Genomic DNA, 13,137 nt, shown 5'->3' on the forward strand with positions numbered 1-13,137 from the left:
GAGCACTGCCCAGGGCCGAAATGACAAATAAGATAGTCTACTCATGCTGAAATGGATAAACAGAACCTAAGTCTAGTATATGAGTCAGTTCATTGAGTGCTTCGCGTCCTTCGTGCAACAACTGTGGGTCGGCTAAATCAGCCTGAGTCAGTTGGTCACGGTACCAACGGTCGACCCAGTTATTGAGCGTAACAAACAGCGTGTCATTCATCATCACCGCGGGGTTTAACGCTTTTTGTTCCGCTTCGTTCAGGACGACGCGCAGGCGCAGACAAGCCGGACCACCGCCGTTTGCCATGCTTTCGCGCAGGTCAAACACTTTAAGTTCGCTGATTGGGTTATCGGCTGCCAACACTTCATTGAGATAACGCCAGACGCCTGCGTGCTGGCGGGATTCTTCTGGCAAAATCAGCGTCATGCTGCCATCGCCACGGCTTAATAACTGACTGTTAAACAGATAAGTTGCGACCGCATCGGCCACTGAAACTTTATTTGCGGGAACTTCAATAGGCGTGAATCCGGGCACTTTAACACGCAACTGCTCGTATAACGCATGTTGATGAAGAAATGCCTGCTCATGGCAGAACAATACCTGGCGGTTCGACACCGCGATTACGTCGTTATGGAACACGCCCTGATCGATAACCGTCGGGTTTTGTTGCGCGTAAACCACTAAATCCGGGTTAACCTGGTTAAGCCTTACAACTGCCTGGCTTGCCTCTAACGTCTGGCGAGCCGGGTAACGTGCCGGAACCAATCCTGCTTTAGCTTCTTCGCGGCCATAAACAAAAAGCTGTGTCGATGGCTCGCCATACGCGCCGCCGAGACGGTTATGATTTGCCGCCCCTTCGTCGCCAAACATACTGACTTGCGGCAATGCGCCATGAACGCAAAAATAGTCCTCGTTACGGAAGATGGCTCGCAAGACATTTTCTGTGGTTGGCGCTTCGCTTGCACGGTGGAACTTGTTGTTCAGGTTCGCTACGGTGAAGTGGACTTTGCCATCGAGGCTATCTGCCGACGGACTGACTGTCGCAGCGTTCGCCACCCACATTGAGGAAGCCGAGCTCACCGCCGACAGCAGTTGGGGGGCTTGTTTTGCTACGCGCGCAACAATCTGTTCGTCGCTGCCACTAAAACCTAACTGGCGCAGCAGCGGAATGTTAGGCCGCTCCTGAGGCGGGATGACCCCTTGTGCAAACCCGGCATCCGCCAGCGCTTTCATCTTCAGCAAACCTTGTTTAGCGGCAAGCTTCGGGTTGGAAACACGGAACTGGTGTTTGGTTGATGCCTCGTTACCGAAAGAAAGCCCGGCGTAATGGTGGGTCAAACCCACCAGTCCATCAAAATTAACTTCACGCGCTTTCATGATTACTCCTCACGGCTAAAATCAAGCCCTGGGCTCAGGGTTGCAGGCAGCGGGAAGGACGGGCTTTCCAGCGTCGCCATCGGCCATGCGCAGTAGTCGGCTGCATACCAGGCGCTGGCGCGGTGGTTGCCTGAGGCACCTACACCACCAAATGGTGCCGCACTCGACGCGCCCGTTAATGGTTTATTCCAGTTCACAATCCCGGCACGCGCTTCGAGTAACAACTGGTCAAACTGCTCGCGATGCGGAGAAATCAGGCCGCTTGCCAGCCCATAACGTGTGTCATTCGCCATCGCTATAGCTTCATCGAAATCAGCATAACGATAGACCGTAAGCAGTGGCCCAAACACTTCTTCATCGGGCACATTTGCGACACCGGTTAATTCAACAATCCCTGGCGTCAGAAGCGATGTACCTGCTTTTACCAGTTTCGGCTCAAGCAGCGGTTTGCCACCACGCGCGATATGTTCCTGCCAGCCGGTCAGCACGCGTTCTGCGGCCTGCACAGAGATCAATCCACCAATAAACGGCTGCGGCGTGGCATCCCATGCATCCGGGCGAATACGTCCCGCCACTTCCACCAGGCGGTTTAAGAATGCATCACCCTGCGGCCCCTGTTTTACCAGCAAGCGACGGGCGCAAGTGCAGCGCTGCCCGGCGGTGACAAACGCCGACTGAATCACCAGATGAACAGCACCGTCGATATCTTCAGGTTCTTCAACGATCAGCGGATTGTTGCCACCCATTTCGAGGGCCAGAATTTTTTCCGGCTGCCCGGCGAACTGGCGGTGCAACTGATAACCCGTATTTGCGCTGCCGGTGAATAACAGGCCATCAAGCGTCGATTGTTGCGCCAGCGCCTGGCCGGTTTCGCGCCCGCCCTGCACCAGGTTTAACACGCCATCCGGCACGCCCGCCTGCTGCCACAGTTTCATCACTTGCTCGCCAATCCGCGGCGTCAGTTCGCTAGGTTTGAATACGATGGTATTGCCTGCCAGCAGGCCGGGCACAATGTGCCCATTTGGCAAATGGCCGGGGAAGTTGTACGGGCCAAAAACCGCCAGAACACCGTGCGGGCGGTGGCGCAGTGTCGCCGCACCGTCCGGCATTTCGGTATGCGTTTCACCGGTTCGCGTGTGGTAAGCCTTAATCGAGATAGCGATTTTGTTCACCATCGCGGTAATTTCAGTCGCCGCTTCCCAGCGCGGTTTGCCGGTTTCCTGGGAAATAGTTACGGTCAGCGCTTCTTTGTTGGCCTCGAGTAAGGTCGCAAATTTTTCAACGATGGCCTGGCGCTCGGCAAACGGACGTTTTGCCCATGCCGGGAATGCGGCACGCGCCGCCAGGCATGCTTGTTCAACTTGTTTTGCATCCGCTGCAACGCCTTCCCACAGCAAATCACCATTTACTGGGTTATGTTTTTGTAATGATTCGCCTTGCCCGGAAAGCCACTGTCCATTAATCCACTGAGTCATACTTTTTTCTCCTCGGGGCACAAACGCACCAGACGGACTTTATCGCCAGCACTGCATTTCAGGGCATCTGCGGTAACGGCATCAATAACAAGCCGGTCACCTTTTGGATTTGCCTTAATCAGCATGGCGCGAAAATCGTTATATTTTTCATTGGCTACCAGGCACATCGGTAGCTCTTCGGTTGCCGGTTGCCCAACAGCAATTTCAACAAGGCGACTTTTGCGAATCGCCCTTACCCGGTCGATGTCGCACTCAAGCGTTGGGCCACCGTCAAAAATGTCCACGTAATTGCGATAACGGAAACCTTCGGCTTCAAGCACCGCACGCGCTGGCGCGGTTTGTGGATGCACCTTACCAATAACGGCCTGAGCTTCTGGCGACAGGAAATCGGTGTAAATCGGGTGTTTAGGCATTAATTCGGCGATAAACGCCTTCTGCCCGGTACCGCACAAGTAATCAGCACGGCTAAATTCCATAGAGAAGAAGCGGTTGCCCAGGCTTTCCCAAAACGGTGAATGACCATGTTCGTCAATCACACCACGCATCTCGGCCACCACTTTGTCATTAAAGCGCTCGCGAAACGCTGCCATAAACAGAAAACGTGATTTGGAAAGCAGGTAACCGTTGCCCTCTTTACGCCAGTCAGCGTCGAGGAAAAGCGTGCAAAGTTCGCTGCTTCCGGTGTGATCGTGGCTGAGAAACAGCGTCGGCAATGCGTTGTAGATATTCAGCTCTTTGGAGGCGTGTACATGTGTACCCACGTGATAGTTGTACCAGGGGTCGTTTAAACCAACCGCCACTTCAATAGCGCAGATCCCCACCACATGTTCGGTGGCAGTATCCTCCAGCACGAAAACATAGCCCTGGTCGCCTTTTGGCAGGCCACCCTGCCAGGTATTTATTGAGCGTTCGATACGTTCGGACAGCGTTTTTTCATCCGCAGGCAGTGAAGTCAAGCCGCCGCCTGTTTTACCCGCCATCTCCAGCAGCCCGGATAAATCACCGCGCTCAACCGGACGGATAATCATCATGATTGCTCTCCCGCAATAAAGCGTTCACAGGCGCGCTCAAAACGATCCAGCCCTTGTTGCACTTCAGCTTCGCTGACAATTAACGCTGGCGCAAAACGTACAACGTTCGCCCCGGCGATAAGCATCATCAAGCCTTCCTGTGCTGCGGCCTGTAAGATAAGTTTAGCCTTTCCGCTGTACGCTGGTTGCAGCACACAGCCAATTAACAGTCCCAGACCACGCACTTCACTAAACAGCTGATGTTTCTGGTTTATGTTGTTTAAACGCTCAACAAACCAGGCGTGGCGCTGTTTAACACCGTTAAGTACGTCAGGGGTGTTGATGATCTCCATCACCCGGCCAGCAACGGCACCGGCTAGCGGGTTGCCGCCGTATGTGGTTCCGTGGGTGCCCACAACCATCACTCTGGAGAACTTTTCAGTGGTCAGCATGGCACCAATCGGGAAGCCACCGCCCAGTGCTTTAGCGGTAGAAAGTACATCCGGCGTGATGCCGTAATGCATATATGCGTACAACTCACCCGTGCGGCCAACGCCAGTTTGCACTTCATCAAAAATCAGTACCGCGTTGTGGCGGTCACACAGTTCGCGCAAACCTTGCAGGAAAGTAGGATCAGCAGGTACTACACCGCCTTCACCCTGTATGGGTTCAACAATCACCGCACAGGTATTTTCGTTAATCAGCTCACTGGCAGATTGCAGATCGTTATAAATGGCGTGGCTGATTTGCGGCGGTAATGGTGCAAAATCTTGTGAGTAAGCAGGCTGACCACCCGCCGAAACGGTAAATAATGTGCGTCCGTGGAAGGCGTTTTTGAACGCTACAATGCCGCTTTTCTGCGGTCCAAAATTATCATGAGCATATTTACGTGCCAGCTTTAACGCCGCTTCGTTGGCTTCAGCCCCCGAGTTGCAAAAGAACACTTTGTCGGCAAAAGTGGCATCAATCAGCTGTTTTGCCAGGCGCAGAATCGGCTCGTTGGTGTAGCCATTGCCGGTATGCCAGAATTTTGCGGCTTGTTCTTCAAGCGCTTTGCGCAGTTCAGGGTTGGCGTGACCCAGGGCGTTCACCGCAATCCCACCCGCAAAGTCGATATAATCTTTGCCTTGTTGATCCCACAAAGTCGACCCTTCACCGCGTACCGGAATAAAAGAAGCGGGGGCATAAACGGGCATCATCCATTCGTCGAAATTCTGGCGGGTAATTGACTGCGACATAGCGACCTCTTCCGGTAAATAAAAAGTTATTTAGATGTTAAATAATTGAGTGTTTGCGCTGTAAATGTAGATTGCACGCTTCGTGCCAGCCAGCGATATAAATGAATAGCAGAGAGGTGAGATCGTGAAATCAATAGGTTACGCACTACCACTATTCACATAAAGTGAATATATAGTGCATAGTTTTACGGTGCCGCTTGGATCGCCAGATAAAAACAAGAAAGATTATGCAGTGGGAAAATATAATACTGGATTTGTGATCGATGCTGGGGTTTGCACGTTGTTTACGCCCCAAAACGGGGCGGCATGACGTATTTTGGTGCAGATTTTGCTCAGTTCAAACTCGCCCCGGGAAAAAATTTGCCATCCGTCTCACTTCCCGGCTTTTTCTGCTACCATCCTGCAACATTGTTAGCAACTACGGCAGCGACTTATGAAATTCGTCTCTTTTAATATCAACGGCCTGCGTGCCCGCCCACATCAACTTCAGGCCATTGTTGAACAACATCAGCCTGATGTTATCGGTTTGCAGGAAACCAAAGTCCATGACGACATGTTCCCGCTCGAAGATGTCGCAAAACTGGGCTACAACGTCTTTTATCATGGTCAGAAAGGCCATTATGGTGTGGCGCTATTAACTAAAGAGACGCCGATTTCGGTTCGCCGTGGCTTCCCTGGTGATGATGAAGAAGCGCAACGCCGCATTATTATGGCGGAAATTCCTTCGCCATTAGGCAACCTGACGGTGATTAACGGCTACTTCCCGCAGGGCGAAAGCCGCGACCACCCAACCAAATTCCCGGCCAAAGCGAAGTTCTACCAGGACCTGCAAAACTTCCTCGACAGCGAACTGAAAAAAGAGAATCCGGTGCTGATTATGGGTGATGTCAATATCAGCCCAACCGACCTGGATATCGGCATTGGCGAAGAAAACCGTAAGCGTTGGTTGCGTACTGGCAAATGTTCCTTCCTGCCAGAAGAACGTGAATGGATGGACCGCCTGAAAAACTGGGGCCTGGTTGATACCTTCCGCCACGCCAACCCGGAAACCAACGACAAGTTCTCATGGTTTGACTACCGCTCAAAAGGCTTTGATGACAACCGAGGTCTGCGTATTGACCTGCTTCTGGCAAGCCAGCCGCTGGCAGAGCGCTGCATCGCTACCGGTATTGATTACGATATTCGTAGCATGGAAAAGCCTTCTGACCATGCACCAGTGTGGGCTGAATTTAAGCTGTAAGGGACGTGGTATGAACATCACCCGGCGCTGTGGTTTCTTGCCCGATGCGTAAGTTACTTTTTGCCGCTCTGGTGGTTGCTTTTATCCTGCTGATTACCTTCCTGCCGCCGGGTAGCCTGGCGGCACTGCAACATTATCAGGCACAATTCTCGGCCTGGCATCAGCAGCACCCGTTGCAGACAGCGCTGGCCTTTTTTGTGATTTATGTTGTGGTCACTACCCTTTCCATTCCCGGCGCAACATTATTAACGTTGCTTGCTGGTTCGCAGTTTGGGGGCGTTCAAGGAACCATTCTGGTGGCGCTGGCTGCAACCTGTGGCGCAACGCTCGCGATGCTTATCAGCCGCTATTTGCTACGTGATTGGGTACACCTTCGTTTTGCTACGCCGATGGCGGCGATTAACCGCGGCATGGAGCGCGAAGGGTTGTACTATCTTTTTGCGCTACGCCTCACGCCGGTTTTCCCGTTCTTTCTGATAAATTTATTGATGGGCCTGACGCCAATCAAAACGCTGCACTATTTTGCCGTTAGCCTTGTCGGAATGCTGCCGGCGATCGTGGTTTATCTCAACGCGGGGCGCCAACTGAGCCAGTTGCGTAACCTTAGCGATATTCTTTCACCCGGTATGATTGTGATGTTTATTTTGCTGGGTTTGCTGCCGCTGGCGTCACGCCGGTTAGTCCGCATTCTCCAGAAATCATAAGGACCCCATTTTGCGCCTTCTAACACTTTTGCTGTCGCTTGTTGCGCTCAGCTTCACAGCCTGTGCACAACCCACCAACTGGAACGCTCTGCGCCAGCAGGCGAACGGCCAAACCGTTTACTTCAACGCCTGGGGTGGCGACCCTGCGGTAAACAGTTATCTCGACTGGGTGGCCGGTGAGATGAAGCAGCAGTACGGTGTGACAGTAAAAGTAGTGCGTCTGGCTGATGCCGCCGATGCGGTAAAACGTATCCAGAGTGAAGCCGCCGCCGGGCGCAAAGAAAAAGGGTCGGTCGATTTACTGTGGGTCAATGGCGAAAACTTCCACACATTAAAACAAGCCGGATTGTTGAAAGAAGGCTGGGCGTGGGAATTACCCAACTGGCGTTACGTAGACCAGAAAAAACCCGTGCGCGAGGATTTCTCACAGCCGACGGACGGTGCTGAAGCACCCTGGGGTAGCGCTCAGTTGATGTTGATTGGCAACAAACAGCCTAATGTGGCATTCCCGCGTAGTGCTGCGGATTTGCTGACATTCGCCAAAGCGAACCCCGGCAAACTGAGTTACCCTCGCCCACCGGATTTCACCGGCACTGCATTTATCGAGCAGTTATTGATTGTGCTGACCCGCGACTCGCAGGCGCTGCGCCTGCCACCGGATCCGGCAACTTTTAACCAGGTTACCGCTCCGCTATGGGAGTATCTGGACAAACTGCATCCTCTGTTGTGGCGTGAAGGTAAAACGTTCCCATCAACACCGGCTCGCATGGACCGTATGCTTGCAGACGGCGAGTTGCTGCTCTCTGTAACGTTCAATCCCGCACATGTCGATAACCTTATCGACCGCAAGCAACTGCCAAAAACAGCACAGGCATTTGGCTTTGAGCAAGGCATGTTGGGCAACGTCCATTTTGTCACCATTCCAGCCAATGCCCGCTCCCAGGCGGGGGCTCAGGTGCTGGCAAATTTCCTGATGTCTCCACAAGCGCAAATTCGCAAAGCCACCCCGGCAGTCTGGGGTGATGCCACCGTTCTGGATAGCGCAACGCTGCCTGCGCCATTAAATGAGCAGCTCGATGCGCAAAAACCAGCCCATCTGCAAGCAGTGCCATATCTGCCTGAACCTCATGCTGCCTGGGTTAATGCGCTGGAAAAAGAGTGGTTACAGCGTTACGGAGCGAAGTGAGTAACCGCGTGCTGCAACGCACCTTAGCCTTGCTTGCAATGGGGTGTGTTTTCGCGCCGCTGCTTCCAGGCTTAGTGATGATGACAAAACCGATGTTGATGCCCGATATCTGGCATCAGTTGTGGGCCGACAACCAGTGGTCTGGTGCGCTGCAAGCCACATTTAATTCGACTGTGATTAGCGTTGCAGGATCATTGACTCTTTGCCTTGTGCTGCTTTGCGGCCTATGGCCAGGCGCACACTGGCAACGTTTGACCTCACAACTGCCATTACTTTTGGCTCTCCCCCACGTCGCTTTTGCCAGCGGCTTTTTATTCCTGTTTTCCGATAACGGCTGGCTGGCGCGTCTATGCAGCGTGTCGTTTCATGTTGATGAAAATGGTGTTGGGCTGGGTATCTTGCTGGCACTGAAAGAGTGCTGGTTCCTGCTATGGGTTGCCAGCACACAGCTCAACCTGCAATCCCTTTCCCAACAACTAACCGTGGCCCAAAGCCTGGGTTATGGCCCATTGCAAAGCCGTATTCGAGTGCTGGTTGCGCAGTTATTGCCGCGCCTGAAATGGGCGTTGTTGGCAGTTGTAGCCTACAGCTTGTCTGTCGTGGATGTAGCAATCATTCTGGGCCCGAATAACCCACCAACGCTCGCGGTTCTGGCCTGGCAGTGGCTTGCCGATGCCGATCCACAACGTGTGGCAATGGGCATGTTAACGTCACTGCTGCTCGTAGTGATGTTGGGGATTTTTAGCACCGTTGGCTACGCCGCATGGCTGTTTGTCCGCCGTGCCCTGGGGCAATTTTCCGGTAAGCGTCATCAATTCAGCATTCAGCCTGTGGCATTAGCGTCTGGTTTTATCATGGCTCTCACCGGCACTGCAGCGATAGCAATGCTGGTGCTGTGGTCGTTTGCAGATGGCTGGTTTTATCCGGCATTGTTGCCCGATGCATTCGCCTTTACCGGCTGGCAAGCGGCGGAACTATCACCATTAACCACCACATTACTACTGGCGCTGGCAAGCAGCCTGATAGGTTTGCTGGTGGTTGTTCTGTGGCTGGAAGGAGGAAGTTCACGCTTTGATCTCTGGCTTGCGCTACCGCTTTTCTTACCCGCTCTACCGCTGGTTGCCGGGCAATATCAAATCTTGCTGGTTATAGATCAAGACGGTAGCTGGCTGGGCGTTATCTGGAGCCATTTGCTGTGGGTTGTCCCTTATATGCTGCTGGTCGCACGCCCTGCGTGGCATCAGTTTGATGCGCGCCTGACAATTACAGCGCAAACATTTGGCTGGTCAGCGTGGAAAATTTTATGCAGGGTTAAGCTGCCATTGCTTATCCGCCCGCTACTGGCATCTCTGGCTGTCGGGTTTTCAGTGAGCGTCGCGCAATATTTACCGACGCTGTACGCAGGTGCCGGGCGCTTTACCTCCGTCACAACAGAAACTGTGGCACTCAGTAGCGGCGGCGACCCGCAGCAGCAGGCGATTCAGGCGTTGCTACAAATGCTACTTCCGGCAATCATGTTTATTGCCATGCGACAGCTCAGCCGTCTGCTCACCCATTATCGACAAGGATTACGCTAATGCTGCGTGTTCAGGATTGTTCTATTTCTTATGCCGCACGCTCGTTGATTCAGAACATGAATTTCACGGTCTCCCCCGGCGAGGTGCTGACGCTAATGGGGCCATCCGGGGCCGGGAAATCGACATTTCTAAGCTGGATGATTGGCGCGTTGCCTGCGGAATTTAGCGTTAAAGGAGAGCTGTGGCTTAACCAGAAACGCCGCGATACGCTTCCAACCGCGCGGCGAAATATTGGCATTCTTTTTCAGGATGCTCTGTTGTTTGCGCATTTGAATGTTGGGCAAAACCTGGCGATGGCCCTACCCGCAACAATTAAAGGGCGTGAACAACGGCAGTATTATGTCGAACAAGCGTTGGCAAACGCGCAGCTAACCCATTTCTCCCGACGCGACCCTGCAACACTTTCCGGCGGTGAACGTGCGCGCGTCAGCGTGTTGCGGGCATTACTGGCGAAGCCCGAAGCCCTGTTGCTCGATGAGCCTTTCTCACGAATGGATCAAACCTTACGCGAGCAGTTCCGTCAGTTCGTCTGGCAGCAAGTTGAGCAACAGGCCATTCCTGTGGTACTGGTCACACACGATCCGCAAGATATTCCCGCAGGCGGTCATATTATTACGATCAGCGGTTCGGGCTATTAATTTGTCATACATAATTATGCGTTATCGCAAGGAATAGCTGGCGTTATTCGGCAAGAATAGCGGCTCTTTTTTTCTCTTCTTTTCAGGTTATAAGATGAAACGTGTTTCTCAACTAACCGCCGCCTTGATGTTATCCGGGTTGGCGCATATGGCTATCGCTGCGGGTCAACCTTCTCAGATGACTTTCTCCAATCTTCAGGCACAAAAAGGGGTGGTTATTGATACACGTCCAAGTGCCTTTTATAACGGCTGGCCGCAAACCGTTCACGGTGTGGGTGGGCATGAACCTGCTGCAGTGAATTTATCGGCCAGTTGGTTAGGCATGATGAACGATGAACAACTGCAACTGTGGGCAAAACAACACAGCATCGAGCCAGATAGCCTGATTGCGCTGTATGGTCAAAGCGCTGAAACCAAAGCGGTTAAAGAGCGCATGACGAGCCTTGGCTACACCCATATCGCGCTGCTCTCAGATGCGCTGCAACAGCCTGCGCGCCTGCAGAAAATGGCGCACTTCGAGCAACTCGTTTACCCGCAATGGTTACATAACCTGATGCAGAATAAGCCTGTCGCGGCGCAACCTGCAGGCGAAGTGAAAATTATCGAAGCCGCCTGGGGCGCGCCTAAGCAGTATTTGCTGAACCATATTCCAGGTGCTGATTACATCGATACCAACGATATCGAAAGCGAGCCGCTGTGGAATAAAGTGTCCGACGACAAGCTCAAGGCGCTGTTAGCCAAACACGGCATTCGCCATGATACCACGGTGGTGATGTACGGCCGTGATGTCTACGCTGCGGCACGTGTCGCGCAAATTCTGTTGTATGCAGGTGTGAAAGATGTGCGTTTGCTCGATGGCGGCTGGCAGAGTTGGTCTGATGCCAAATTGCCTGTGGAACGCGGTTTACCAAGTGACGTTAAACCTGCGGCAGACTTTGGAGCACCTTTCCCAGGCCAGCCACAGCTGATGCTTGATACAGAACAGGCTCGCGGACTGCTCGGGCGTAAAGATGCCTCTTTGGTGAGTATTCGTTCATGGCCTGAATTTATCGGCACTACCAGCGGTTATAGCTACATTAAGCCAAAAGGCGAAATTGCCGGGGCGCGCTGGGGCCATGCAGGTTCAGACTCCACCCATATGGAAGATTTCCATAACCCAGACGGCACCATGCGTTCAGCTGACGACATCGCAGCAATGTGGAAAAGCTGGAACATCACGCCGGATCAGCACGTCGCGTTTTATTGCGGCACCGGCTGGCGCGCCTCTGAAACCTTCATGTATGCACGCGCGATGGGTTGGCAGAATGTGGGTGTATACGACGGTGGTTGGTATGAGTGGAGCAGTAATCCGAAGAACCCGGTTGTGACGGGTGAACGTAAACCGGATTAATCATTGCAATTAACGGTGGATGGCGCTGTCGCTTATCCACCCTACAACTGACAGTATGCAGAAAAGGTGGATAACGCTAGCGCTTATCCAACCGCCTTAACGTCTCATACCCACTCCACACCCGCGTAAATGTTGTCATCATGCATAGCGCACCAAACACCCACGCAAACCAGACAAACCACTGTGGAAACAGGCAGCTCAACACAAATAATGCGATAGTCTCCGTGCCTTCGGTCAACCCACCGAGATAGTAAAACGATTTATGTGCATAGCCGGGGTTATCAAGCTGGTGTTTTTGCGCGACGGCAGCAAAAGCCAGGAAACTGCTGCCGGTGCCGATAAAGGCAAACAACAACCACGCACCTGCAAGTGCATTGTGCGCGGGATCTGCAAGAATAAAACCAAACGGCACCAGCGCGTAAAACAAGAAATCGAGCGCGATATCCAGAAAACCGCCCGCGTCCGTCAGACCCCTCCGCCTTGCCAGTGCGCCATCTAATCCATCGAACAGGCGATTCAGGACGATGGCAACGAGCGCTGCGCCATACCATTGCAGCGCCAGAAATGGCAAGGCGAGCACGCCGATGGCAAAACCGAGCAGCGTTAATCCATCTGGTGAAATGCCTGGTTTATCCAGCGCGTTTGCCACCCGCTCAAGCGTCGGTTTTATACGCGGATGAAGGTAGCTATCAAACATGGGGCTGCTTCCCGGTAGCGCTTACGCACAGCCCTTGCGCCGGAATATCCAGTGCGGCATTAAAGCGTGCAGACAGGTTTTGAAAAGCAATGAGCGCAGTTAATTCAGTAATGGTTTTGTCATCGTAATGCGTTTTCAGTTCGGCTTTTAGCGCATCACTGATTTGCGGAGGGGTTGCGGTCATTGCGTCAGCATAGGCCAAGGCGGCCTGCTCTTTGGCTGAAAACAATGTTTCTTCACGCCAGTTAGCCACCGCCAGCACTTTATCCATCGAACCGCTACGCTCAGCCAGCCGTAAGCTATTGGCATCAATACAAAACTCACAACAGCATTGCTGGGAAACACGTGTCATCACCAGCGAGCGCACCACCGGGTCGATACCAGCACGGCGTCTTTCCAGAAAACCGACAAACAACGCGACCAGCCAGAATAAATAAGGGAAACGCCCCCACCAGCGGGTGGGATTGAGCACCGAACCGAAGTGCTTTTCCTGCATTGAGATTATAGGCCGCAAACTGGCAGGCAATTTTTTAAGCGGTGTCACCCATGGAGAGCTGTTTTTAATCATAATTCGGGAAGATCTTCAGATAATCTTTGGTGGCGCGTATTATGC

Annotated in this window: 12 protein-coding genes; 6 read left to right on the forward strand and 6 right to left on the reverse strand. The window is 52.9% G+C overall.

Annotated features, from left to right (window positions below):
- Nucleotides 1-37: 37 nt before the first annotated feature.
- From astB to astC, 4 genes are read right to left on the reverse strand one after another with little or no spacing between them, the layout of a single operon-like run.
- On the reverse strand, nt 38-1,369 hold the full coding sequence (gene astB, locus IX31_RS04850) for an N-succinylarginine dihydrolase (protein WP_034456040.1): 1,332 nt from the start codon (nt 1,367-1,369) through the stop codon (nt 38-40).
- A 2-nt stretch (nt 1,370-1,371) separates the two neighbouring features.
- Nucleotides 1,372-2,844, reverse strand: coding sequence for a succinylglutamate-semialdehyde dehydrogenase (gene astD / locus IX31_RS04855; RefSeq protein WP_034456041.1), 1,473 nt, complete (start codon nt 2,842-2,844; stop codon nt 1,372-1,374).
- A complete protein-coding gene (astA, locus tag IX31_RS04860) occupies nt 2,841-3,875 on the reverse strand; it encodes an arginine N-succinyltransferase (RefSeq protein WP_034456042.1) in 1,035 nt (344 codons plus the stop codon). Before astA ends, astD begins: the two co-directional genes overlap by 4 nt.
- On the reverse strand, nt 3,872-5,092 hold the full coding sequence (astC, locus tag IX31_RS04865) for a succinylornithine/acetylornithine transaminase (protein WP_034456043.1): 1,221 nt from the start codon (nt 5,090-5,092) through the stop codon (nt 3,872-3,874). Before astC ends, astA begins: the two co-directional genes overlap by 4 nt.
- A 433-nt stretch (nt 5,093-5,525) precedes the next feature.
- On the opposite strand from astC, the gene xthA reads away from it, so the two are divergent.
- The 6 genes from xthA (at nt 5,526) to IX31_RS04895 (ending at nt 11,827) form a co-directional block, all read left to right on the forward strand.
- Nucleotides 5,526-6,332 (forward strand): exodeoxyribonuclease III, encoded by an 807-nt coding sequence (gene xthA, locus IX31_RS04870; RefSeq protein ID WP_034456044.1) that lies wholly within the window; start codon nt 5,526-5,528, stop codon nt 6,330-6,332.
- Between the two features lie 44 nt (nt 6,333-6,376).
- A complete protein-coding gene (locus tag IX31_RS04875; protein WP_034456045.1) occupies nt 6,377-7,036 on the forward strand; it encodes a TVP38/TMEM64 family protein in 660 nt (219 codons plus the stop codon).
- A 10-nt stretch (nt 7,037-7,046) separates the two neighbouring features.
- Nucleotides 7,047-8,222 carry an ABC transporter substrate-binding protein gene (locus IX31_RS04880; protein ID WP_034456046.1) on the forward strand — a complete coding sequence of 392 codons (1,176 nt, stop codon included), beginning with the start codon at nt 7,047-7,049 and terminating at the stop codon, nt 8,220-8,222.
- Nucleotides 8,195-9,799 (forward strand): ABC transporter permease subunit, encoded by a 1,605-nt coding sequence (locus tag IX31_RS04885; protein ID WP_241767162.1) that lies wholly within the window; start codon nt 8,195-8,197, stop codon nt 9,797-9,799. Before IX31_RS04880 ends, IX31_RS04885 begins: the two co-directional genes overlap by 28 nt.
- Nucleotides 9,799-10,437 carry an ATP-binding cassette domain-containing protein gene (locus IX31_RS04890; RefSeq protein WP_034456048.1) on the forward strand — a complete coding sequence of 213 codons (639 nt, stop codon included), beginning with the start codon at nt 9,799-9,801 and terminating at the stop codon, nt 10,435-10,437. Before IX31_RS04885 ends, IX31_RS04890 begins: the two co-directional genes overlap by 1 nt.
- A gap of 94 nt (nt 10,438-10,531) precedes the next feature.
- Nucleotides 10,532-11,827, forward strand: a complete 1,296-nt coding sequence (locus IX31_RS04895) for a rhodanese-like domain-containing protein (protein ID WP_034456049.1) — start codon at nt 10,532-10,534, stop codon at nt 11,825-11,827.
- A gap of 76 nt (nt 11,828-11,903) precedes the next feature.
- On the opposite strand, the gene IX31_RS04900 is transcribed toward IX31_RS04895, so the two are convergent.
- Both IX31_RS04900 and IX31_RS04905 read right to left on the reverse strand, forming a co-directional pair.
- Entirely contained in the window at nt 11,904-12,524 is a 621-nt protein-coding gene (locus tag IX31_RS04900) for a CDP-alcohol phosphatidyltransferase family protein (RefSeq protein ID WP_034456051.1), read from the reverse strand.
- Nucleotides 12,517-13,089, reverse strand: a complete 573-nt coding sequence (locus IX31_RS04905) for a carboxymuconolactone decarboxylase family protein (protein WP_422110225.1) — start codon at nt 13,087-13,089, stop codon at nt 12,517-12,519. The genes IX31_RS04900 and IX31_RS04905 overlap by 8 nt, the downstream gene beginning before the upstream one ends.
- Nucleotides 13,090-13,137 lie beyond the last annotated feature (48 nt).

Origin of the sequence: Buttiauxella noackiae (assembly GCF_000737905.1) — a bacterium.
Taxonomy (GTDB): Bacteria; Pseudomonadota; Gammaproteobacteria; order Enterobacterales; family Enterobacteriaceae; genus Buttiauxella; species Buttiauxella noackiae.